General features: G+C 41.2%; 22 protein-coding genes and 1 pseudogene. 6 read left to right on the top strand and 17 right to left on the bottom strand.

Features of this window, described 5'->3' with window-relative positions; all coding sequences use genetic code 11:
* Nucleotide 1 precedes the first annotated feature (1 nt).
* Nucleotides 2-1225 carry an NfeD family protein gene (locus THEIN_RS03100; protein ID WP_217125051.1) on the bottom strand — a complete coding sequence of 408 codons (1224 nt, stop codon included), beginning with the start codon at nucleotides 1223-1225 and terminating at the stop codon, nucleotides 2-4.
* 463 nt (nucleotides 1226-1688) lie between these two features.
* On the opposite strand from THEIN_RS03100, the gene THEIN_RS03105 reads away from it, so the two are divergent.
* The 4 genes from THEIN_RS03105 to hpt are packed head-to-tail and all read left to right on the top strand — an operon-like array spanning nucleotide 1689 to nucleotide 7047.
* On the top strand, nucleotides 1689-2675 hold the full coding sequence (locus tag THEIN_RS03105; protein WP_013907243.1) for a LysR family transcriptional regulator: 987 nt from the start codon (nucleotides 1689-1691) through the stop codon (nucleotides 2673-2675).
* Entirely contained in the window at nucleotides 2676-5108 is a 2433-nt protein-coding gene (recG, locus tag THEIN_RS03110; RefSeq protein ID WP_013907244.1) for an ATP-dependent DNA helicase RecG, read from the top strand.
* Nucleotides 5109-5118: 10 nt separating this feature from the next.
* Nucleotides 5119-6420: a homoserine dehydrogenase gene (locus THEIN_RS03115; protein WP_013907245.1), complete on the top strand. Its 1302-nt coding sequence runs from the start codon at nucleotides 5119-5121 to the stop codon at nucleotides 6418-6420.
* Between the two features lie 45 nt (nucleotides 6421-6465).
* Complete coding sequence (gene hpt, locus THEIN_RS03120; protein WP_013907246.1) at nucleotides 6466-7047, top strand: hypoxanthine phosphoribosyltransferase; 582 nt, start codon at nucleotides 6466-6468, stop codon at nucleotides 7045-7047.
* A 172-nt stretch (nucleotides 7048-7219) separates the two neighbouring features.
* Here the strand turns inward: hpt and THEIN_RS03125 are convergent, their stop codons facing one another.
* Genes THEIN_RS03125 through THEIN_RS03145 form a run of 5 tightly spaced genes read right to left on the bottom strand, consistent with a single transcriptional unit; the run spans nucleotide 7220 to nucleotide 9621 of the window.
* Nucleotides 7220-7405 (bottom strand): hypothetical protein, encoded by a 186-nt coding sequence (locus THEIN_RS03125; RefSeq protein ID WP_217125052.1) that lies wholly within the window; start codon nucleotides 7403-7405, stop codon nucleotides 7220-7222.
* Nucleotides 7406-7418: 13 nt separating this feature from the next.
* On the bottom strand, nucleotides 7419-7787 hold the full coding sequence (locus THEIN_RS03130) for a hypothetical protein (protein ID WP_013907248.1): 369 nt from the start codon (nucleotides 7785-7787) through the stop codon (nucleotides 7419-7421).
* A gap of 12 nt (nucleotides 7788-7799) precedes the next feature.
* Nucleotides 7800-8132 (bottom strand): hypothetical protein, encoded by a 333-nt coding sequence (locus tag THEIN_RS03135; RefSeq protein WP_013907249.1) that lies wholly within the window; start codon nucleotides 8130-8132, stop codon nucleotides 7800-7802.
* Between the two features lie 23 nt (nucleotides 8133-8155).
* Entirely contained in the window at nucleotides 8156-8416 is a 261-nt protein-coding gene (locus tag THEIN_RS03140; protein WP_013907250.1) for a sulfurtransferase TusA family protein, read from the bottom strand.
* A 38-nt stretch (nucleotides 8417-8454) separates the two neighbouring features.
* A complete protein-coding gene (locus THEIN_RS03145) occupies nucleotides 8455-9621 on the bottom strand; it encodes a YeeE/YedE thiosulfate transporter family protein (protein WP_013907251.1) in 1167 nt (388 codons plus the stop codon).
* A 404-nt stretch (nucleotides 9622-10025) separates the two neighbouring features.
* Between THEIN_RS03145 and THEIN_RS03150 the strand changes: the two genes are divergently transcribed.
* A complete protein-coding gene (locus tag THEIN_RS03150; protein WP_013907252.1) occupies nucleotides 10026-12668 on the top strand; it encodes a M16 family metallopeptidase in 2643 nt (880 codons plus the stop codon).
* A gap of 133 nt (nucleotides 12669-12801) precedes the next feature.
* Here the strand turns inward: THEIN_RS03150 and THEIN_RS12200 are convergent, their stop codons facing one another.
* The 10 genes from THEIN_RS12200 to THEIN_RS03195 all read right to left on the bottom strand — a co-directional run bounded on the left by THEIN_RS12200 (nucleotide 12802) and on the right by THEIN_RS03195 (nucleotide 20491).
* The gene (locus THEIN_RS12200) at nucleotides 12802-12948 is read right to left on the bottom strand and encodes a hypothetical protein (protein ID WP_169311144.1); all 147 of its coding nucleotides are present in this window, start codon (nucleotides 12946-12948) and stop codon (nucleotides 12802-12804) included.
* 155 nt (nucleotides 12949-13103) lie between these two features.
* Nucleotides 13104-13868, bottom strand: coding sequence for a DUF364 domain-containing protein (locus tag THEIN_RS03160; RefSeq protein WP_013907254.1), 765 nt, complete (start codon nucleotides 13866-13868; stop codon nucleotides 13104-13106).
* Entirely contained in the window at nucleotides 13849-14946 is a 1098-nt protein-coding gene (locus THEIN_RS03165) for an Mrp/NBP35 family ATP-binding protein (protein ID WP_013907255.1), read from the bottom strand. Before THEIN_RS03165 ends, THEIN_RS03160 begins: the two co-directional genes overlap by 20 nt.
* A gap of 113 nt (nucleotides 14947-15059) precedes the next feature.
* Nucleotides 15060-16460 (bottom strand): tRNA uridine-5-carboxymethylaminomethyl(34) synthesis GTPase MnmE, encoded by a 1401-nt coding sequence (mnmE, locus tag THEIN_RS03170; protein WP_013907256.1) that lies wholly within the window; start codon nucleotides 16458-16460, stop codon nucleotides 15060-15062.
* A complete protein-coding gene (jag, locus tag THEIN_RS03175) occupies nucleotides 16457-17116 on the bottom strand; it encodes an RNA-binding cell elongation regulator Jag/EloR (RefSeq protein WP_013907257.1) in 660 nt (219 codons plus the stop codon). Before jag ends, mnmE begins: the two co-directional genes overlap by 4 nt.
* Entirely contained in the window at nucleotides 17113-18723 is a 1611-nt protein-coding gene (gene yidC / locus THEIN_RS03180; protein WP_013907258.1) for a membrane protein insertase YidC, read from the bottom strand. Before yidC ends, jag begins: the two co-directional genes overlap by 4 nt.
* On the bottom strand, nucleotides 18702-18983 hold the full coding sequence (yidD, locus tag THEIN_RS03185; RefSeq protein ID WP_013907259.1) for a membrane protein insertion efficiency factor YidD: 282 nt from the start codon (nucleotides 18981-18983) through the stop codon (nucleotides 18702-18704). The genes yidC and yidD overlap by 22 nt, the downstream gene beginning before the upstream one ends.
* Nucleotides 18955-19332 (bottom strand): ribonuclease P protein component, encoded by a 378-nt coding sequence (gene rnpA / locus THEIN_RS03190; RefSeq protein WP_013907260.1) that lies wholly within the window; start codon nucleotides 19330-19332, stop codon nucleotides 18955-18957. The genes yidD and rnpA overlap by 29 nt, the downstream gene beginning before the upstream one ends.
* Nucleotides 19314-19448, bottom strand: coding sequence for a 50S ribosomal protein L34 (rpmH, locus tag THEIN_RS11915; RefSeq protein ID WP_013907261.1), 135 nt, complete (start codon nucleotides 19446-19448; stop codon nucleotides 19314-19316). The genes rnpA and rpmH overlap by 19 nt, the downstream gene beginning before the upstream one ends.
* A 152-nt stretch (nucleotides 19449-19600) precedes the next feature.
* Nucleotides 19601-20491 carry a YfdX family protein gene (locus THEIN_RS03195; protein WP_013907262.1) on the bottom strand — a complete coding sequence of 297 codons (891 nt, stop codon included), beginning with the start codon at nucleotides 20489-20491 and terminating at the stop codon, nucleotides 19601-19603.
* A gap of 344 nt (nucleotides 20492-20835) precedes the next feature.
* Here THEIN_RS03195 and THEIN_RS03200 point away from each other — a divergent pair, with 344 nt between their 5' ends.
* Nucleotides 20836-22764 carry a molybdopterin biosynthesis protein gene (locus THEIN_RS03200; protein ID WP_013907263.1) on the top strand — a complete coding sequence of 643 codons (1929 nt, stop codon included), beginning with the start codon at nucleotides 20836-20838 and terminating at the stop codon, nucleotides 22762-22764.
* 247 nt (nucleotides 22765-23011) lie between these two features.
* Here THEIN_RS03200 and THEIN_RS12335 read toward each other — a convergent pair.
* Nucleotides 23012-23617, bottom strand: a pseudogene (locus tag THEIN_RS12335) (Clp1/GlmU family protein); the annotation flags it as partial.
* Nucleotides 23618-24170 lie beyond the last annotated feature (553 nt).

Genomic DNA, 24170 nt, shown 5'->3' on the forward strand with positions numbered 1-24170 from the left:
ATCAGCTTTTTCTTTTTACCCTTAAACGAAAACCCTCTACTTTTTCTACAACTACTTCTGTGTCTTCGGGGATTTCTTCATCACTTATTGCCTGCCAGATTTCACCGTGTACAAAAACTTGTCCACCTTTAGGGCCAACCCGAGTAAGAGTTTTACCTGTTTCCCCAATAAGGCCTTCTGACCCAGTGGTAGGCTTACGCAAAACCGCTTTAGCGGCTAAAAAAGTTATACCTACAAAAAAGAGAGCTGTGCTTCCAAGTATGGGGAACAAGACTTCTTTGGCCAGTTTAAGACCTTCTGGACTTTGATCAAAAAGCATCAGAGAACCAAAAATAAGACTTAATAAACCGACCAGAGCCAAAAGCCCGTAACTGGTTAGCTTGATTTCTAAAAAGAAAAATAAGCCAGAGAGCAAAATCAACAGCAAACCAGCATAGTTAATCGGTAAAAGATGCATAGAATAGAAAGCAAAAATCAGACACAAAGCCCCTATTACCCCTGGAAGAATAGCCCCTGGATTTGAAAACTCAAAGTAAAGTCCGGCCAAACCTAACATGAGAAGAATATAAGAAATATTGGGGTTAGTTATCAGGCGAAGAAGTTTATCTCTAAATGATTCTTTGAGGGTTATAGTTTTAGCGTCTTTGGTCTTTAAGATAACTTCTTTATTGTTGGCTAAAAGCACTTTACGGCCATCTATTTTTTGTAGCAGATCGTTAGGATTTTCAGCAATTAAATCAATAACTTTTAGTTTAAGGGCCTCCTCCGCAGAGATAGAAACACTTTTCAGCACAGCTTTTTCCGCCCAGCGTGCATTCCGCCCCCTGAGCTTAGCTAAAGACTTGGCAAAAGCCGCTAAATCGTTAGCGGCCTTTCTCATCATTTCTTCGTCTTTTCCTCGTCCCATAGTCACTGGATGAGCCGCACCGATATTGGTGCCCGGAGCCATAGCAGCTATATGAGCAGCCAGAGTTATAAAGGTTCCCGCTGAAGCAGCATGAGCCCCTGAGGGATACACATAAACCACCACTGGGACCTCAGCAGATAAAATATTTTTTACTATTTTGCGAGTGGTAGAAACAAGACCACCCGGTGTATCAAGTTCAATTACGAGACAAGAAGCCCCTTCTTTCTCAGCCTTATTGATAGCTTTTTCTATTTTGGAATTAGTAATAGGAGTAATGGCTTCCTGAATAGGAAGAATATATACTTTTTCTGCTGCCAAGACATTTGGAACAAAAAGAAAAATTAAGAGAAATGATAAAAGGAAATATCGGGCCACTTTCTACTCCCAAAATTAAGTATTATCAAACATAAGTTAATAAACTACCCAATAGATATCAAACAATTTCGCCAAAATCTCTGCTTGAACATTGTGGCAATGCCTCCTAAACCCCCTGTTTACGGGCGGGGCAAAACCTCGCCTCTATTTGTTTGTGTAGGGACGGCCTGGAAGGCCTTATTATTCCTGCTACCTATACAAATGCGGTTGTAGGGTTAAGCGGGAATCTAGGATAAAAATTAAAGGGTAAAGTTTTCGGAATTTTAACCGATAGTATTTATGTAACTTTTGTTCAAAAAAACTTAACAAGTTTTAAAAAAAATAAAATAAATACTTGTTTTATCAAAAAAATTGATTAAACTTCCCTTTAATAGCAACAAAAATAAGGTTTAAAGGAGTTGATAAAATGGCTCTTACATTAAGACAACTAGAAATATTTTTGGCAGTGGCTGAAACCGGGCATGTTACCACCGCGGCTAAGAAGATTTTTTTAACCCAATCAGCGGTAAGCATGGCTATTTCAGAGATGGAAAATATTCTGAACGGCCCTCTGTTTGATAGACAGGGCAAAAAGTTGGTTTTGAACGATCGTGGAAGGTTTTTGCTGCCTCATGCCCGCGAAATAGTAAATAAAATTCGCAATTTGGAACTTCTTTTGTCAGAGCCTGAAAACAAAATTGTAGGTACCCTTCACGTAGGAGCCAGCACCACCATTGGCAATTACGTAATGCCATTTATCGTTAGTGCCTTTATAGAAAAATACCCCGATGCAGAAATCAAACTCATTGTAGGAAATACACGCCAAATTGAAGAGCAAATAGAAGAAGGCATTTTAGACATAGGTTTTGTAGGAGGCTCTGTTCATAGTGACAAAATCGATGTTAAACCCTGGCTTGAAGATCGTATTCATATAATTGCTGGGGCTAATCATCCTCTGGCCCAAAAAGATAAAGTAACCTTAAAAGACCTTGAAAAGGCCCGTTGGATTATACGTGAAGAAGGCTCTGGAGTAGCTGAAATCTTTGAAAACGTGATAGCCAAACAACTACCCAAAATAAACGTTTTCCTGCGGTTGGGTCATACAGAGGCCATTAAAAAAGCAGTTGAAGCTGGCCTTGGTATTACCTGTCTTTCGGTCCTTACAGTATGTAGAGAGGTTGAACACGGCTGGATTAAGATTCTTGATGTCCCTGAACTAGAAATAAGCCATCGTCTTTCTATGATTTTAAGAAAAGACAAGCTTAAAACCAAGCTTCTTTCAGAATTTATGAATTTCTGCGAAGTCCTTGAGGTATGTTGCCAAGCTCAAAGTGCTTGTTTTACTTCTCCTGAACAGCTCATTTCTATATTGTCAAATTATGAGAGCTTACCACAAGCACAAATAAGCCAATAAATGGGAAAAACAAATTCTCAAGAAGAAAAATGGGGGGCCGTTTTACGGCCCCTTCGTTTTGTAAGTCGAAATGATTTTGCCAATCTGAATAAAGTCAAAAACCTTGAAAACACTTTAAAAGACGCCTTAGCGCGAATAAAAGACACCCTTCCTCAAGAAATTTATTCTCAAATTTTTAATCTTTTGGATCGTCTAGATAAACTTTCTTTTGACGAAAAAAAGGCCCACCTTGAAAAAATTTTTTCTTTATTAGAAGACGCCTCTCAAGAAACTCTTCAAAAAGTCTGGCCACCACTTGAAGACGTTTACATAGATCTTGAAACTTATCGCTTATACCGCAAAGAATTAAGCAAACCTGTCCAATTTTTAAAAGGAGTTGGTCCTAAACTTGCTCACAAACTTGCCACCAGGGAAGTAAAAACTGTCGAAGATTTGCTTTTTTTTCTGCCAAGAACTTATGAAGACCGTCGTAAAATGCGTTTTATCGGTAGCCTAAAAACCGGAGAACAGGCAGTAGTAGAAGGGGAGGTTGTTCTTTCGGGAGTAGTCAAATTTAAAAGACGACGGGTTTTTGAAATCGTTATCTCTGATGGTACTGGTCTTTTGGCGGCCAAATGGTTTCATTTCAACGAAAAACGACACAGAGAAACCTTTCGCCCTGGACGCAAGGTCATACTTGCAGGAGAAATCTCGACTTTTGCCGGACGCAAAGAAATGATTCATCCTGAAGTGGAATTCCCTGAAGATGAAAAAGTAGGCCTTCATGTAGGAAGAATCCTCCCCGTTTATCCCACTATAGAAGGGGTTTCACCTAAAGTTTTACGTCGCATCATAGCTAACGCTGTAGAGGAATACGCTGAAAAAGCTATAAGCCCTATCCCGGCCAAAATTCTAAATAAAAGAAGACTTTTACCCGTTCCTTTAGCCCTTAAAGGAATACATTTCCCTGACCCTCAGGATGACATTTACATTCTCAATGAAGAAAAAAGTATTTACCACAAAAGCTTGGCCTTTGACGAATTCTTTTACCTAGAACTGGCTTTGGCTTTACGCAAATCCCAAATCGCCCGGGCTCCTGGTATAGCTTTCAAGCCAGGAACTCCCCGCGTAAGAAGATTTCTTAAAAGTTTGCCCTTTAAATTAACTAGAGCTCAGACCCGCGTTTTAAAAGAAATCGAAAAAGACATGACCAGCCCCTATCCCATGAATCGTCTTCTTCAGGGAGATGTCGGGTGTGGTAAAACAGTGGTAGCTTTTCTCGCCGCCCTTATCGCCATTGATAATGGCTATCAGGTAGCCCTCATGGCTCCTACCGAAATACTTGCCGAACAACACTATCTTAACTTTAAAAAATACGCAGGGCTAATTGGCGTGGAGATAGCTCTTTTAACCGGTGGTAAAACTGCTCGCGAAAAAAAGGAAATATACCAGGGCCTAAAAGAAGGCCACATTAACCTCGTAATCGGCACCCACGCCTTGTTCCAGGAAGCCGTTGAGTTTAAAAAATTAGGCCTGGTTATAGTTGACGAACAGCACCGTTTTGGAGTTTTACAAAGAGCAGCACTTAGACAAAAGGCCAAAGGCCTTGAACCAGATACACTGGTTATGACCGCTACCCCCATTCCCCGTACCTTGGCCATGACAGTTTATGGTGACCTCGATGTCTCCATAATTGACGAATTACCAGCAGGGCGAAAGCCAGTTAAGACTTATCTTTTTACCGCTAAAGATCGCCAGAAGGCCTACGAAATAGTAAGGCAAGAGCTTTCCAAAGGCCATCGGGCCTACGTTGTGTTCCCACTAGTTGAAGAATCCGAAAAGATGGATCTGCTGGCCGCTACTACAATGGCTGAACACCTGCAAAAAGAGCTTTTTCCTGATTATCAGGTAGGCCTTTTGCACGGAAAGATGAAACCTTCAGAAAAAGAAGCGGCTATGGCCGCCTTCAAAGAAGGCCGAACCCAGATTCTTGTCTCCACCACAGTTATTGAGGTGGGCGTAGATGTACCTGAAGCCACAGTTATGGTTATTGAAAATGCTGAAAGATTTGGCCTTTCGCAGCTTCATCAGTTACGAGGCCGAGTTGGTAGAAGTGCTAGAGAATCTTATTGTCTTCTGGTGGCCCATAAGCTAAAACCAGGAAGTGAGGCCTTAAGGCGCTTAAAAATCCTCTGTGAAACCACAGATGGCTTTCGTATTGCCGAAGAAGACATGAAAATTAGAGGTCCTGGAGAAATACTTGGTACTAGACAGTCAGGCTTTTTTGCCTTTAGACGCGCTGACCCTGTAAGAGATTATGATATGCTCGTGATAGCTAGGGAAGAAGCATTTTCTCTGTTAAAAGAAGACCCATTACTAGAAAATTATCCTTTGCTTAAAGAGATTCTCATGGAAAGATGGCAGGAACGTCTAAAACTTTCAGAAGTGGCTTAGGGAGGATGAAATGAGTATCGCGATTGGCATTATAGGTTTAGGCACGGTGGGTTCAGGAACTGTAAAAATTCTTTTCGAAAATCAAAGCCTAATTAAAAAGCGCCTGGGGTGTCCATTAATAATCAAAAAAATAGCCGTAAGGGATCCCTCTTTGCCCCGCCTAGTGGAGGTACCTGATACCCTTCTTACCACCGATGTAGAAAGTCTTTTTCGTGATCCTGATATCAAAATCGTAGTAGAGCTTATTGGAGGCCTTGAGCCTGCTCGTACCTTTATTTTACAAGCCATTAAAGCTGGCAAGCACGTGGTAACGGCTAACAAGGCCGTACTTGCTGAATACGGCCAGGAGATCTTTAAAGCCGCCAAAGAAGCTGGCGTTGATGTGGCCTTTGAGGCCGCTGTAGGCGGAGGTATTCCTATCATCAAGACGTTAAAAGAGAGCCTTGCCGGGAACCGCATACTGTCTTTAACTGGTATTGTTAATGGCACGTGTAATTACATTCTTACCCGCATGACAGAAGAAAACATCTCCTTTGAAGAAGTCCTCTCTCAAGCTCAAAAGGCAGGCTATGCCGAAGCAGATCCTAGCCTTGATATCGATGGCTTGGATGCTGCTCACAAATTGGTCATTCTTACTACCCTTGCTTATGGAACTGAGGTCTCTATCGATGACATTTATGTAGAAGGGATCCGTAATATTGAACCTACAGATATTGCTTTTGCTAAAGAATTTGGCTTTGTAACCAAGCTTCTAGCCATGTGCAAAGAAACAGAAGAGGGACTTGAAGTAAGGGTACACCCCACTTTAATACCAGAAAAACACGTACTGGCTTCAGTCAGAATGGCCTACAATGCTTTTTATATAAGAGGTGATGCCGTAGGCGATGTCTTACTTTATGGTCTTGGAGCTGGGCAGCTACCTACTGGAAGTGCTGTAGTCAGTGATATTATCGATCTTGCCAGAAATGTTCTCAGTGGAGGAAGTGGACGGGTTCCACCCCTTTCATACCAGCTGAGTGATTTAGCCAGGCTTCCGATAAAGCCAATGGATAAAGTGGTTTGCCGGTATTATTTTCGTTTTTCAGTACTTGATCGTCCAGGTGTTCTCTCAAAAATAGCCGGCATATTGGGACAAAATAACATAAGCATTGCCTCGGTGATCCAAAAAGGGCGCGAAGAAAAAGGCCCTGTTCCCATTGTAATGCTTACCCATGAGGCCAGAGAGGCTTCTGTGCGCAAGGCCCTTGAAGAAATAGATCAACTTAATATAGTTATTGCTCCTACTAAGTTTTTACGCATTGAAAAACCTTAAGTTAAATGCAAACAAAAACTTGATAAAAGTGAGGAGGCAGGCTACATGTTCCCTATTACCAAAGAAGATACTTGTTGTATCCTGGAATATAAGGGAGAGACTATGGAAAAGTTAAAACTTGTTATCTCTGAAAAGGAAATCAGGATCAAAATAGAAGAACTAGCAGAGGCTATCTCTCAAGATTATGCTGGAAAAAAGCCGGTCTTTATAGGTGTTTTAAAAGGAGCTTTTATCTTTCTGGCAGATTTGGTACGAAAGGTTTCCTTAGAAGGATTAGAAATAGATTTTGTTCGCCTAGCCAGTTATGGTCTTTCAGACACAACCTCAGGGGAAGTCAAAATCATAAAAGACATAGAGCTAGACCTTGAGAACAAGGACGTTTTAGTTATAGAAGACATAATTGACACTGGTATAACGCTAGATTTTTTTCTCAAACACTTGGAAAAATATAAACCTAATTCGGTAAAGGTTTGTTGTTTAATTGATAAACCTCAGAGAAGAGAAATAGAAGTCCCTATTCATTATCGGGGTTTTTATATCCGAGAGGGTTTTTTAGTAGGTTATGGCCTTGATTTTGCCGAAAAATACCGACAATTGCCAGAAGTTTACGAAATAGTTAAGGAGTAATCAGGTTGAAAAAATTTTTTAAGTTTGTTTTTTTATACTTTAAAAACAGCCCTTGGTATATGTGGGTAATACGTATCGGATTAGCTTTACTTTTATTTAAACTTTTTATGTGGTCTCAAAAGCTAGGTCAAATATCCAAAGGTGGGGGCTAAAACCCCCACCATCTATTTTCTTACCACCAACTTATAGTCTTATCCGCCTCAAAGATTAATTGTATCAGTTTGTCATAGTCCTGATCTTCTTTAGCTTCATAAAGTTTAAACTCAAGAGCTTCATTTCCTTCATTCAATATAGCTACCAACTTTTTTACTTCTTCGTTTGGTTCAGTTCTATATACATGGAGAATTTTCATGTGCATACCTCCTTACCAATTAATCAGCACAAGCTGGTGGTGGATCATGTTTTTGTTTAGGCAGGCCATATGGAATAACAACATCAGCTTCTTTTAATTTTTGAGCCAGTTCTTCAAGGGTAATAGGTGTAAGGCCTGCTTCCTCGATATTGTATTTTTTAGCTTCTTCGTCTTCTATAGTATCCACTACACAATAAACTTCTCCTTCCATATCGCGAATCCACTCAATGTTTTCTTTTACGTAATCATTAAGCTTGGGCATTTTTTGGTAAAAAATGCAAGCATGAGAATAGTGATTCTCAATAGCCTGTCCTAAAGTTGATCGTATAGCATCGGTAATATAAATACGATTGGCTATCAAAAAATATATTTTCAAACTTTCACTCATAGTCGCCTCCTTTTAAAGGACTATATATTTACCACATTGAGAAAGAAGCTCCCCATGAAAGGCTTGGGTACGCATCTGTTTAGGGCTCATACCAGCGGGAATATCTGTATCTACATCAAAACCTTCACACACATAAGAATCTGCACAAATTGCCAGGTCTTCTTCGGGAACCATTTTTACTAACTTGGCAAATTCAGAATGTTTGGTAAGATGGATGGCCTTGAAGGTGAGAAATATTTTTACTTTTTTACCGGCTCTTTGAGCCGCTTCAACTATCTTCATTAAATGGGTCATATATTGAGGATTAGTAACAAAAATCCCCAGCTTATCCGGATCTTTAGACATAAAAGCACCTCCTTTTTAGAAAATTATCCGCCCTTTTTAATATAGAAGCGTATGAAACCAGCATCTTCTCTTTCGCCTAAATATTCGTGACCAGCTCTTTCGCACCATCCAGGAAGGTCATTTCTTGAGCCAGGGTCAGTACCCAACACCTCTAATATCTGTCCTTTTTCCATCTTTTGGATAGCCTTTTTGGTCTTAAGCAAAGGCATAGGACAGGAAAGACCTTTACAATCTAAAGTAACATCTGCTTTGATCCCTTCGGGAGCTACTTTTACATCAGCCATAATTCTTCCTCCTCCTTTATTTGGATTTATTTGTTTATTTACATTTCTATTACAAATTTATTTGAATCTTCATTCCAGTCGATAATTATATACCAGAGCACACAAATAAAAGTTATTAAGAATAAAGTCCCACCATAACCTAGATACTCTGGCATAAATATAGCCTTACCTAAATAACCATTTTCTATTACTTCATATTCAGCGAAATAATGTCTTATAAGGGAGTTAGAAAGAGCAAAAAATATTACAACAACCCAAAGCTTTATCTGTCCTTCAGCTACTCTCCAGAGAGCTCCTGAACCACAACCACCTGCCACAACCATAGCTGCTCCAAAAATAAAACCTCCAAGTAAAGCTCCTAAACCAAAAGTAGGGGTTACATATACCATTTCTGGACGAATTTCTTGATATTTGAGAATAGAAACTCCAATAGCTCCCAATATAATACTAACCATTACAGCTTTACCCATAGAAGCCTCACCAGTAACAAAGGGCTCTCTAAAACCGTTAACCATACAAAAACGGCTACGATGTATTACATATCCAATACCAGCTGTAATAATGAGACAACCACCTAAGATCTCACCATTATCCATATCGCTGTTAAAATAGGCATAAGTAGCAACTATTAAGCCTACAAATAGTAAAAACCCAATATAAGGGCCAACTTTCTTGAAGCTTATTTCAAAACCACCTGAGCTGGGAAAACGTTCAAGCTCCCAGTAAAGATATTTAACACCTAAAATTACACCAAAAACTAAACCTACCGCCATCAAAAATCCGTTGGCCGCAAGATTTTGAATAGCCACGTAGAAACCACCTACATTACATCCCATAGCCAGAGCCGAACCCAAACCCATCAGAATACCGGCTATAATAGCTTTTACGTATTCGATCTTGGGAGGAAAACGCAGACCAAATTCACGGGCAAAGAAGGCGGAAATGGCCGCCCCCCATATATAACCAATATTTAATACAGAAGACGAAAACTCTAGAGGATGTGGGGGGGCTTCATCATAAAAACCTATACCGTAAAAAAACCAGTCTGCCCAATTTCTTATACCACCTACAATCCCCCATGGGCGGTACCACATTTCTAAAAAAATAGCAAATAAGGCCAACAATATGCCGCCCATCATAGGAGACCAGGTACTCACCGCGAAGGACCTCCAGCTTCTAGAAATGGCTTCTTTGAAGTCAGACATACATGACCTCCCTCCAAATTATATTTCTTTACTATAAAATACCAGGCTCTAATGTTGCCTATCAAAACTGAATAAAACTGTCAAATTCTTTGAATATAGAAAAAACTATTTTAATCTCCGAAATAAAAAGTTTTTTTCTTTCTGTCTATGATAATCTTGCCAAAAGGCAAAATGTGAAGTTTGTTTTAAAAAAACACAACTAAATTATTAATGTGAACATAGAAAAACAGATGACAATTTATGGACATTTTTATTCGGTCATGGCAAGCGCTAAAGTGACGAAACAATCCCATAAGCTTACCGAGGCGGCTATGTCGCCTCGCGATAATATTTTGTTGTACAAAAACATCCGGCTCAATAGTTTGAGAAAATTTTAAGTTTTTGAGCAATTTAAGGGGTTTATTATGAAACAAGTAAAATTTTTGTTTTTTTCATTTTTTATCATATGTCTGGCTTTAAAAGGGGTATGGGCTATGGAAATTGCTCCTGGACTTTACAAAACTGTTCTGGATAATGGGCTCACCTTAATAGTTGAAGAAAATCACCGAGCTCCAGTGGTTTCAGTCCAAGTATGGGTAAAAGCTGGAAGCGCTTATGAAAAAGACGACGAAGCCGGCATAACCCATTTAATAGAACACATGATTTTTAAAGGCACCGAAAAGCGCAAGCCTGGAGAGATTGCCGACACTATTGAAAGTTTTGGCGGAAATATAAATGCTTTCACCTCTTATGATTATACCTGTTATTACGTTAACGGCCCATCAGAGATCCTTGATACAGCTTTAGATGTCCTTTCTGATGCTATTTTTCACTCGGTTTTTGATCCCACCGAACTCGAGCGCGAAAAACAAGTGGTTTTAGAAGAAATGCGCATGCGGCAAGACCGGCCAGCTCTGGCCTTGGCAGAAGCGGTAATGCAAAAAGCTTATCTCAAATATCCTTATCGTCGTCCTATAATCGGCTATCCAGAAACAGTAAAGGCCATCACCCGTGATGATATTTTAAAATATATGGCTAGAAGATATCGTCCCGCCCATATGGCAGTGGTCATTGTAGGTGATGTAGAAGCCGAAACAGCACTTGCCAAAGCAGCGACTTATTTTGGCCAAGAACCTAAAAAGCCCCCTGTAGAAGTGAATTTCCCAAAAGAGCCACCCAAAAAAAAGCCCATTTTAGTTACTCTTAATAAAGAAGTTCAGGAAGGATATTTTCAGCTGGCTTTACCAGGTCCCAGCCTTTTAGACAAAGAGGCTCCAGTAATGGATGTTATCGCCGCTATTTTGGGGCAAGGTGAATCTTCACGCCTTTACCGCGCACTCAGACGAGAAAAAGGTATTGTACATACAGTTTATGCTTACACCTTCACCCCCAAAGGCCCAGGGCTCTTTGAAGTAGCGGGCACAGCCCCAGTAGAAAACCTACGTGAAAGTTTAAAAGAGGCTTTGGTAGAAATATTCCGTTTGAAATACGAGCCAGTTTTGCCTGAAGAGTTAAACAAGGCCAAAGTCATGGTAGCGGCTGATTTTGTTTATAGCCGTGAAACTATGCAGGGAGAGGCTCGCAAGCTTGGAGCCTTTGAAATGATTACTGGTGACCCATTAAAAGCCAAGGCTTATCTTGAGGCCATAAAAAAAGTAACTCCGGCCCAAATTAAAGAAGTAGCCCAGAAGTTTTTTACCCCCCAAGCAGTAGTAGCAGGGCTTCTAGCCCAAAATGTTTCTCAAATAATCTCCCAAGAAGAGTTAGAAAACCTAGTAGAAGAAGCGGAGATGGAGGCCTCTGGCATAACCCCGGAAATGGAACGCTGGGTAGCCCCAACGGTTAAAAAGAAGCTTCCAAACGGGCTAACGGTACTTATTACTCCCCAAAAAGACGTTCCTTCGCTAGCTATGACTTTAGTTTTTCCAGGAGGCCTTAGATTTGAAACCAAAGAAACCAACGGTCTTTTTAGGACCCTTGCCGGGTTATGGACCAAAGGCACCACTAAACATTCAGCTGAAGTGTTGGCTACATTGATTGAATCCATGGGTGGAGAGATTTCTGGTTTTTCCGGACGCAATACCTTTGGCTTAAAAGGCGTTTTCCTTGCTGATTATCTGGATAAAGCCCTTTCTATCTTTGCTGAAATAGCTGAAAATCCAGCCTTTTCGCAAGATGAATTAGAAAAACTCAAACCAGAACTACTTTCAGCTTTAGCTCGCCAGAAAGATGATCCCCTTCAACTGGCGGTGAAGGAATTTTATCGCCTTCTCTTTTCTCCACATCCATACGGCCTAAATATTTTAGGTTCTCCAGAGGTAATACAAAATCTCACAGCTGAAGACATAAAGAAGGCCTATGATTCTTTTGTTGCTCCTTCAAGAGGAGTGCTGGCCATTGTTGGCGACGTAGATCCTGAAAAAGTTTTGCCTTTAATAGAAAAATATTTTGGTACTTGGCAAAAAGAGGCTCCACCATTGCCAGAAGATAAGGAACCTGAGCCACTTCTTGAGCCTAGAATTTCTACCATTAACATGGACCGTGAACAGGTTCACCTTATCCTAGGCTTTAGAGGGCCTGATATATTCTCTCAGGACCGATATGCCATGGAAGTTTTAAACGCCATTTTAGCTGGGCAAGGCGGGCGCTTATTCAAAGAATTACGAGACAAAGAGGCCCTCGCCTATTCGGTTACTTCCTTTCTAACCTTAGGAATCAACACAGGCGGAATTGGTTTCTATATAGCAACAGAACCGGCCAAAAAGAAGTTAGCTCTAGCTGGGCTCTGGCAGGAGATCACCAAAATAACCCAAGAAGGCGTAACCGACGAAGAAATAAAACGAGCTAAAAGATGGTTAGTAGGGCGCTACTTAACAAGTCTCCAAACCAACAGTGCCCAGGCCATGGAACAGGCGGTAAATGAAATCCTGGGGCTGGGATATAATTACGGTTTGCGTTACATTCAAAAGATTCAAAATGTTGACTGGGAAAACATAAACGACGTAGCTAAAAAATATCTTCAAAATCAAAGCTATGTCTTAGTCACCGTAGGGCCAATTGAAGACTAGCCATTGATTCTCGCTTAAGCGGGAATCAATGGTACTAAAATAGCTGCCCTTGAGGCCAGTTATCGCGGGTTCACCCTGAAAGGACTCTAGGGTTACGCCCCCATACCTTGCCTCCAATAGTTACCAGGGGAGACTAGGGGTTATACATTTTAAAGGTTTCGTGTAAAGATTGAGCAATAGCTGAAAGGACAGCCAGCCATATAGCCAATTTGATACCGCTTTTTAAAGGAAAAGGTTGTTTTAAAAATTTGCGACAGATACCAGAAAACATGTAAGCCATAACACCACTATAAAAAAAGAAACTAAAAACCCACCTGAAAGACTCATAAATAGTTCTTTCGAGGTTTTCAGGATAATAGCGAATACTGAAAAGAATGCACAGAATAATTCCCGAAAAAAGGTATATTTTTTCTTTTAAGGTAAAAGAGGGCCAATTCATTCTAATCTTAAGTTTACTTTTTCCACGTAAGGTTTAAAAGCCTTGGTACCTTTTGCTTCACTTACCAGGGTTAAAATCTTTTCATCTTTTACTAGCAGGCCAGAAAGGATGGTTATCGGTGTATCCCTGAAGGCTTCGGGAAACAAAGGAGTGCTAGGCCCTAGAAGAATTACTTCTCGTGGTTTATGCAAATATTCAAAAATTTCTTCAAGGGTTTTATTTATAAGGGTAACCGAGGTAATTATAGCTACAGTGGCCTGGGGCAAAAGGTCAAACATATCACTTTCGCGAAGAGTTTCCGCGTGTCTAGCTGGATTTCTTTCAAATATCCATAGTTCCGCCACTTTATTTCTCAATTTTTGTGCCAGAGGTTCAAAATAACCCACCATAGCCACTCTATCTTCAGAAGTTATCGTGGCAAGTTTTAAAGGATCTCCCAAAAGATAGTCTTCTCTAGGATTATTCAAAATGGCATTTATAGTGGCTAACCCCACTCCCGCTTCTAACAGATTAGCCGAAAGGAAATACTTAGCCACTACGTCAGCAGGTTTCCCTGCAAAACTAACTTCTGGCGGCAGTATATTACAACTCAGTTTTTCTTCTAAAATGGTATAGCCCAAACCTATTTGGCCGCTATCAAGCTTTACGGCTGTATAACCAAGACCGAGGCGCACGTCATCTATCATGCGTCCTCGGCCTTGGGAAAGGGCTTTTTCTAAAAGGCGTTCGTAAATATTCATCTTAGGATTTTTTAAGGCCACAGCTTCCCATCTTCTCGAACTCTAGAGACTGAGTAGCTATTTTTTCAGCTATCTCTCCAAAGACTTTACCTAATTCACTTTCAGGATCAAGGGCTGCTGGTTTTCCAATTTCACCACTTTTGGAAAGATTTGGATCTAGTGGCACCTTGCCAAGCAAAGGTACTCTCAGATCTTTTGCTAGTTTCTCTCCTCCCCCTTCACCAAAAACAGGGATGACCTGCTCCTTACCATCTGGGCCTACTGTTTTGAGGTAGGACATGTTCTCTACAATACCAAAAATCCTGGTACCAAGTTCATTGAACATGTTTATGGAACGAACCACATCAGATAGCGCCACTTTTTGAGGCGTGGTAACAATGACCACTCCTCTTAAAGGGAAGACCTGAGCCACGGTTAAAGGTGCGTCACCAGTTCCAGGGGGTAGGTCAATTACTAAGAAATCAAGAACACCCCAGTCCACAGCTTCAGCAAGTTCTGAAAGGGCCCGATGTACCAAAGGACCACGCCAAATGATGGCCTGCCCTTCAGGAGCCAAAAATCCGAAGGACATGACTTTAATACCCCAGCGCTCAGGAGGTACCAAAAGATTATCTCTGGTAAAAGGTCTTTCACCTTGAAGTCCCATAAGCAAAGGGACATTGGGACCATAAATATCAGCGTCAAGGATTCCCACTTTATAGCCTTTTTTAGCAAGAGCCACCGCCAGGTTCACAGACACCGTGGTCTTACCTACTCCACCTTTACCACTGGCCACGGCAATAATATGTCTTATGTCTTTTAAGGCCTTTTTCTCAGGAACTTTCTTTTTACCGAGAATTTTTTCACGTTCTTCAGGGGTCATAGTAGTCAGTTCAACATCTACTTCTTTTACCCCTGGAACTTCAGAAACAGCTTTTTTGACATCACCAGCAATACGACCTTTCATAGGGCAGCCGGCTATAGTTAAAGCCACTACTACCTTTACCTTGTCACCATCAATTTTTACATCTCGAATCATTCCCAAATCTACCAGACTACGGCCAAGCTCGGGATCTTTAACCTTTTTGAGAACCTCCATTATCTCTTCACGCGTTGGCATAACTCGAACCTCCTATTTGTTAATTGAGACTTAATTTTAACACCGGTTAACCGGGTGACTAGAGGAAACTAAAGTTTTTTTTGTAAAAGAGATAGCTTTTAGCTAAATAAAATTTACTTACCTAAACAGAAATTGCTGAAAATGCGGTCAAGGAGGTCTTCGGTAGTGGTCTCTCCCGTTATTTCTCCAAGAGAGCTTAAAGCGTCTCTTAAATCAATAGCTATAAGTTCAGGGTAAATATCTGTCTTTTTGAGATTGGAGATAGCCTGTTCTGTTGCTTTTAAGGCGTTTTCAATGGCCATTTTTTGCCGCAAATTGGGCACTACCGAAGGGATAAATTCTTCCGTGCGACCAGTTACCAGCTCAAAAATGGCTTCAGCTAAAGCCTCAAGACCTTCACCTGTACGCGCGGAGATAAAAATAAGCTTTTCTTGAGGGAATATTTCGCGATAACGATTCAAATTTTCGTGAGAGGCAATGTCTATTTTGTTGATCACTACCAAGTGTGGCATGGCCTTTATTTCCTGGTAAAGCTTTAAATCTTCTTCAGTAGGCTCCAGAGAACCATCAAGCATAAAAATTACCACATCTGCGGTAGCAATCTTTTCTTTGGCCTTTTTAACCCCTATTTCTTCCACTAAGTCTTCTGTTTCTCTAAGGCCAGCTGTATCAATAAGACGAACAGGTAAGCCTTTTATAGTAGCAAATTCTTCGATAATATCGCGGGTGGTTCCAGGAATAGGCGTAACAATGGCCCTTTCTTCGGCAAGCAAAGCATTAAGAAGGCTTGATTTACCAACATTAGGGCGGCCTGCGATTACCACGGCAATACCCTCGCGATACAAACGCCCCTCCTGATAGTTTTTAAGCAATTCTTTAAGCGGCTCAAGAACTTGATTTTCTAAATTTTCCGCCAGTTCATAATGAGAAATAATCTCTACGTCTTCGTCGGGGAAATCCACGGCCACTTCTACTACAGCCAAAGCTGAAAGTAAGGCCTCACGCACAGGTCTTAATTTCTCAGCTAAAGCGCCGCGAAGCTGATTTAAGGCCAGCTTAAGACTTTCTTCCGAACGAGCGTTTATAAGGTCTAGCAGAGCCTCGGCCTGAGAAAGATCAATGCGGCCATTCAAAAAAGCACGCTTGGTAAACTCTCCTGGTTCAGCCAAACGAGCCCCTTCTTTTAAAACCAGTTCAAGTATCTTGGTTAACACCAGGTAGCCACTGTGGCCGTAAATTTCAAGGACGTCCTCGCGGGTGTAAGTGTGGGGCTTTCGCATCAAAGTTATTAAAACTTCATCAACAGGAGTCTCGGTTTCAGGATTTACTATGTAGCCATAATACAAGCGGTGGCTTTGAAATTCTTTGATTGGCTTCTTGGAACGGAAAAGACGTTTTAAAATTTTCTCTGAAAGACTACCACTTACTTTAATGACCCCTATGGCTCCCGGGCCAATAGGCGTAGCAATAGCGGCGATAGTGGCTTCCGTATATTCTAAATCCTTTAACTTCATTTAGGCCTTCGTCCAGAAAAACGACTACTCTGAGGGAAGATTACCACACGACGTTTTTGCCCTACCCCCCTACTGCGGCTAATAACCCCTTTCATTTTTTTTACTGCTAGGTGAATTTGACGACGATCACTAGCAGGCATCGGAGGGAGAAAAACCGGCTTTTTGGTTTTAATAGCTTCTTTGGCTGCTTTGCGGGCCAAACCTTCTAGTTTTTGGCTCTTACCATTTTTAAAGCCTTCAATATTAAGAGTTATTTTAGGCCCTACCCCTAATCTTTTGGCTACGATTTTGTTAATCAGATACTGCAAAGCATTTAAAGGCGCGCCATCTTTGGCCACGAATAATTTACTGTCAGGCCCGGAAAGTGAAAAAGAAATGCCATTTGGTTTAATTTCAAAAGAAAAGTTAATTTCCAAGTCACCACTAGTTATTAACTTAACTAGAACTCTCTGGGCTTCTTCTGCCCTTTTCTTTAAAAGGGTCTCAGGTTTTATGCTTGCTTTTATGCGCGCTTTTTTGGCTCCTATTCCAAATATACCTGTAGAACCCTGACTCAAAACCTCTATATCTAGATCGTCTCTTTCTACGCCAAAGTGTTTACAAGCTAATTCTACGGCCTGATCTAAAGTTTTGGCTTCGAATTCTTCAGATATCATGCCCTACTCCGCTCAAGCATTTTATTAGTAATCACCTGCTGAACAATAGAAAGAATATTATTGGTAAGCCAATAAAGAACTAAACCTGAGGGAAAGTTCACAAAAAGTATTGTAAAAAATATAGGCATTAAAAGCATCATTTTTTCCTGAGTAGGATCCATAGATGTAGGAGTCAATTTCTGCTGAAAATACATAGAAATTCCCATAAGTATAGTCAATACCGGAATGCCTCCTAAATAAGGGATATCTATACCCACCGGCAATCTATCAGGAGAAGAAAGGTCTTTTATCCAGGCAAAGAAAGGTGCATGGCGCAACTCAATGGCCATCAGAAGAACTTTATATAAAGAGAAAAATACTGGAATTTGAATTATCATAGGAAGACAGCCCATAAAAGGATTAACCTTATAAGTCTTATAGATACGCATAAGCTCTTGATTAAGTTTTTCTTTATCATCACCGTACTTCTCTTTTAATCTGGCGATAATGGGCTGAAGATCTTTCATCTTTTTCATGTTTTTCATACTAATGTGATTGAGAGGCCAAAAAATAATTCTAATAAGCACTGTTAACAAGATTATAGATATTCCATAGTTATGAGTGTATTTATAGAAAAATTTGAGAGCATAGAGAAGAGGTTTAGCTATAGGATCAAAAAAACCAAAGTGGATAGCTTTATCTAAATGATAGCCAACTTTTTTTAGTTCATCTAAACTCTTCGGGCCAAAATAAAGCTTTAAGTTTATTTGTTTCTCTTCATGAGGGGCAAAAGTAATTTTGGGAGTCCAAAGTATAAGTTCATCAGTATTTCCTTCTAAGCGTCTAAAAGTAACTCGCCAATCATTTCCTTTTGGAGGAATTATGGCCATAAGAAAATAAGGATCTCCATAAGCAACCCAATCTAAATCACCTTTATATTCAATAATCTTATCTTTTAGTTTAACTTCTTCATAAATACCGTTATGACTATAAGCTGGCCCTCTAAATACATAACGGTCAAGTTTGGCAACTGGATGTGAAGCCATCCTAAATAAAATATTATCAGAAATAGGTTTATCTGTAGGATTTTTAATTTTAACATCCAAATTAAAGAGATAAGAACCATCTTTAAAAGAAAATTTCTTATCTATAATTAGCGGAGTCTTGACAACGGGTTCAAAAAGAATATCTCCTTTCTGTTCTTTATCTAAAGTGAGTTCAAGAGGATTAGCTTTATAAGGAGAAATAGCCAATTTAGGAGCAATTGTGGGATAGACTTCAATAGGAAGCCCAAACTTAGGTGAATTAATTAAATCTACCGGAGGTGAATCAGGATCTAAAGTCTTCTTATACTTTAGCAGCTTAAAATGAGTAAAACGCGCCCCTGCTTCAGTAATTTGGGCCTCAAAAAGAGATGTATCTACTTTAGCTTCTTTTATATTCTGATAGTTCTTCTGTTCGGGAACTATTGCTTTTTGAGGGAAATTTTCTTTTTCTGTTTTTACAACTTGCTGAGTAGTAGTTACTGCTTTTTTTTGAGTTTGAGTTTTATGTGGAGAAAACAAAAGTTGAAAACCAACTATTACCAACATAGAAAGAATTATAGCTATAATGACGTTTCGTTCCATTTGGAAATTACTCCTTTATTCAATTTTTTAGGCCATAATGAAGGGAATCTTTCTGGTACAGGATCATAGCCACCTTTACATAAAGGGTGACAACGCATAAGCCTAAAGCAGGCTAAAATCAATCCCTTTATTACCCCAAACTTAGAAATAGATTCTATAGCATAATGACTACAAGTAGGATAAAAACGACAACTTTGAGGCAAAAAAGGTGAAAGTAATAATTGATATATTTTAATAACTTTTATAACTATTTTTCTCATACTTTTTAAATAATTCAACTAAATCTTTTTTAATTTTATCTTGAGGGATTTCTAATATTTTAGCCCTAGGAATTATAACTATATCATGACTTAAAGGGAAGATATCTCTATTTCTTCTAAATACTTCTCGCAAAATTCGTTTAATATAATTACGTTTCACCGCATTTCCTACCTTTTTGGAAACACTAAGACCTAATCTTGAATGGCCTAATTGATTTGGGGCTAGTATTATTCTTAAATAAGGTAACGAAAGGCGTTTACCTTGACGGTAAACCCTTTCGTACTCCCTGCGACGCCTTAGACGCTCATCTTTGGTAAAAGATTCTTTTTTTATACCGTAAGCCGCCAACGTCCCTTACGCCGCCTGTTAGCCAAAATACGCCTTCCTGAACGAGTTCTCATGCGAGCTCGAAAACCATGGCATCTTTTACGCTTGATACGACTGGGTTGATAAGTACGTTTCATAGCATTCCTCCAGATATATGATCTTCAAAATAACACAAAATAATATAAAAACGGCCTTAATTTTCAAAGGCCGTTGCCTCAACCTAATAACCATACCCCTTGCCAAGTGTCAACTACTCAGGGACAGGCAAATTTGCGCCTGTCCCTCAAAATTACTTGTGTTCTTTTTCAAAATGTTTGCGGAAAGCCTTAAACTTGGATAACAGCTCTTCAAACATCTTGGCACTGTGATTTTTGCCTTTAATCTCTTTTTTGAGGTCTTTAATTCGCTTGACTAAATCTTTGTATTCTTTCTCATAATCTTTTACATATCCTAAAAGTTCTGCTATTTTCAGCTGTTTTTCAGCCCGGTTTAAATATTCAATAGCCTTGTCTTTATCAGTTTTAGCAACTTTCGAAGCGGCCTTAACAAGCATTTCTGCTCTGACTATGGGCAAAGGAATAACTACAACGTCTTGTACAAGAGAAGAAAGAGCAGCATTTAAAAGAGTTTTGGCCTCTTCTATCTTACCTTGAGCAATGTACTTGACAGCAAGCTTTATGGTATCTGGATAAGTAGCCAGGGGAAGTTTTTCAATAATGATATCAATTTCTGACTGCAAGGTATTTAACAAAAGACGGGCTTTTTGCACATCTCCTTCATCAAGCAATTTCTGCACCTGTTTTAAAGTTTCTTCAATTTCTTTAGGGCCAGCTTGTAAATCAACAGCTACGGTAGAAACATTTATGGGCACATAAGCCAAATTAGGATTGGCCGCAAGCACCACTTCAAGTTTTCCTACGGCTTCCTGTAATACCTTGACCGCCTCATCTACTTTACCCTGGTCCAACAAAACCAAGGCTTTATGTGTATCTTCTACCGCTTTTATAGCATCTTCACTCAACTTGGCCTGAATGTTTTCGGCCGTCTTCTTGGCAGATTTTACTGCCCCTTTAGCAACCTCTTGAGGAGTAAGAGTTTGATTAGCCGCTAAGCTAACCGAAGAACACAATAACCCCACCAGCAACCACAAAACACTAAACTTTTTAAAACACTTCCACATAACAAACCTCCTTTTTAGATTTAATTATGTTTTTTGCCAAATGCCATACTTACGAGACTGCTTCGCCCATAAGGGCTCGCAGTGACACTCTAAAAAGAGTCCATTGCGAGGCTGCGCCCAGCAGCCGAAGCAATCTCTATCGCGAGGCGACATAGTCGCCGTGGCGATCAATCTATGGTTTTTGCCTGTCCTTTTTTTGTAAATCTATTTTTTACAATTTTGTTGTTTTGAACTAAAAGAAAAAATAAGTTCGCCTAGAGAGGGATCAAGAATTGCCTATCTGAACTTTAATGCTTAATGATAAAGGTTTACAGTTTAAGTCCTGCCCATTAAATTAACGCACCATGAAAAGAAGAATCTATCTCCGCAAAAAGACCCTTGAAGAAGCCATAAAAATCACCTTAGAGGCCTTTGCCTGGCCACGTTTTCTTAAAAAAGAGAATATCCCGGTAAAAAACGCCTTAGGCCGAATAACTGCTGAAGCTATCTATGCCAAGCGGTCAGTGCCGGCCTTTAATGCCGCCGCCATGGATGGCATTGCCGTACAGGCGGAAAAAACTTTCGGTGCTCACGAAAGTCATCCCCTACGCTTAAAAGTAGGCCAGGAAGCCTTTTTCGTTAACACCGGCGAGCCCCTTCCTCCTGACACCAACGCGGTCATCATGATTGAAGAAGTCCACCAGGTTAGCGAAGACGAAGTAGAGATAATGACTCCGGCCTTTCCCTGGCAGCACGTAAGAAAAATCGGCGAAGATGTTGTTGAAGGGGAACTCATTTTTCCGCCTTCGCATAAACTTGCGCCCTGGGACTTAGGGGCCCTTTTAGCCACCGGCCACCTTGAAATTCCTGTTAAAGAAAGGCCCAAAGTGGCTATTATTCCCACGGGAGATGAACTCGTTTCTCCTGAAGAGGCCACCGAAGAACTTCTTAAAGAAGGCCGTACCGTAGAGTTTAACTCCACCATGATTGCCGCCACCGTAGAAGAATGGGGAGGAAAAGCCCAAGTCTTTCCCATTGTCCCGGACATCCCCGAAGAGATAGAAAAAGTTATCCTGGAGGCCCTGGAGGCTGACTTCCACCTAGTGACGGTTTTAGCCGGCTCTTCAGCAGGTTCTAAAGACCATACTGCTAACCTCATTGAAAAAGAAGGCGAACTCCTCTTCCACGGCATAGCCATGATGCCCGGGAAACCCGCTATTTTAGGCCGTATCAAGGAAAAACCGATTCTCGGTGTCCCGGGCTACCCTGTATCAGCGGTGCTCGCCTTTGAAAAATTAATGAAGCCCGCTTTTTCCGCCATGCTAGGCGTAAGGCTACCTGAAAGGCCGAAAGTAACAGCCAAAGCCGGGCGCAAAATACCCTCACGCCTGGGCACCAGAGAATTTTTGAGGGTAAGACTTGGCGAAGTAGCCGGTGAAAAGGTTTTCATGCAGCTTAAAAGAGGGGCCGGAGCCATCACCACCCTTACTAAAGCTGACGCCCTTTGTGAAATTCCCGAAGAAGTAGAAGGCCTGGACGCTGGAACTAAAGTAACCTTGGAAATTCTGCGTCCCGAAAAAGACCTCTCGCACACCGCCCTGGTGCTGGGTAGCCATGATATGGCCCTTGATATTCTGGAAGAGTTTCTCAAAAAGGAAGCCCCGGAATATGATCTTTCTCTGGCCCATCTGGGAAGCCTTGGCGGGCTTTTGGCTTTAAGGGATAATCTCTCGCACTTTGGTGGAACTCATCTCTTTGACCCTGAAACAGGAGAATTCAATGTCCCTTACATTAAACGTCACCTGCCGGAAACCCCTCTGGTGCTGGTTCATTTTGCCTATCGTGAACAGGGCCTCATTGTTCCCAAAGGAAACCCTAAAAACATTACCCGCCTTGAAGACCTGGCCCGCGAAGACGTAACTTTTATAAACCGCCAGCCAGGGGCCGGAACCCGTGTATTACTTGATTACCACCTTGAGAAACTTGACTTAAACCCACGCCAGATAAAAGGCTACGAGACCGAAGAAACCACTCACTTAGGAGTAGCCATTGCCGTGGCTACTGGCCGGGCTGACGTGGGCCTTGGGATTCTTGCGGCCGCACGTCTTCTTTCTCTTGACTTTGTCCCCCTTTTCCCAGAGCGCTATGACCTAGCCGTGCGGAAGGACTTTTTCCTCTCACCCTTCTGGCAAAAAATCGCCTCAATCCTGGCTTCACAGGCCTTCCGGGAGAGGGTTTTAGCCCTTGGCGGCTACGATGTCTCTCAAATGGGAAAGATGCTTTACGAACAGTAGCCTTCTCAAGCTCTATACCTGGTAGTTTTACCAATATAGAACCGCAGATGAGAACTTTTATGCTTTGAGAAGTTATTGGTGTGTAAATCTTTAGGCCGTTACGGTTCACTTCTTCAACGATACCAAGGCCAAGATGTTTTTCTCCGTCACCAAGGGCGCAAAGAAGGTTAGGCGTAATTTTTCTTTGCCGCTGAACACTTATTGCTCGCCAGGATAGTTCTATTAGGTGACAATCTGAAAAATACTTTTGGTAAGCTGCCTCACGCCGCTTTTTTCTTTCAGGCAGAGTTTTGGGGCTGGCCATGGACGAGACCTCTAGCAAACGCACCGGGTAGTGCTTAAAGGCCTGAAGAAGGGGATAAAGCTCTCGCTCCCTTTGAAAGGCTAGAATTAAATCAGGCCTTATGTTCTCAATTTTAAAGGTTTTTAAGGCCACCCCCGGACCTTTAATTAAACCGGTGGTATTTATAACGGTTACTTCGGCCTGGCTTTCTCTGGCGAGCAGGCCCGTTCCTACTACCAGAGGTAAAAGATGCCCTACCGGGGTGGTAGAACCCACAAAGTAGAGTTTTTCAGCGCAAAAAGGTCTTTCTACTTTTAGTTCCTCTGGATTTTGGAAATGTTTGAGGCCTATGGTAGTGGGAGGGCCTACGTCTTTTTGACCTACATCAGCGTCAAGAAGTGCGGCTGATATTCCGTTTAGCAGAAGCTTTTCAATAAGATAAAGGGAAAAGGTGCTTTTACCCACATCAACTCCCCCAATGAGGATAACCTTAGACGGCTTGTTAGCTAGAATTTCCTCAGCCACCTTTTCCCAGGAAGAAGGGATATCAATTGTGTTTTGGTTTGACATCTCAAATAGGTCCTGACTCGACTATTAAAACTAAGATAAAACTAAAATTGGCTTAAGATAAGTTGTTTTAAAGAGACATTTATAAAAGGCGTTACTTAAGAGACTGCTTCACCCATACGGGCTCGCAGTGACACCTGAGAGAGTCATTGCGAGGCTGCGCCCAGCAGCCGAAGCAATCCTTGTCGCGAGGCGACACAGTCGCCGTGGCGATCAATCTATATTTTCCTTAATTTTGCAAAGATCTCTAAAGAGACATTTGTAAAAGACGTTACTTAAAAGACTGCTTTGCTTCGCTCGCAGTGACGGGATGGTAGATGGCTAACGGCTGATGGCAGGTGGTCGATGGCCAATGGCGGTTGGTGACAAACCCTTTCTCATTGCCATGCGGGTCCCTTTTCCCTTCCTGTCATTGCTAACAAAGTGAAGCAACGCTTTCGCGAAACGAATGTCTCGCCTTCCCCTATCGGCCCTTCCTCTCCGTACCACCCAATTAGTACGTCCACAAGTTCGCGGCAACTCCGGCAAACCATCGTTTCGACGACGGAGACCATTC

The organism is Thermodesulfatator indicus DSM 15286 (assembly GCF_000217795.1).
Classification (GTDB): Bacteria; Desulfobacterota; Thermodesulfobacteria; order Thermodesulfobacteriales; family Thermodesulfatatoraceae; genus Thermodesulfatator; species Thermodesulfatator indicus.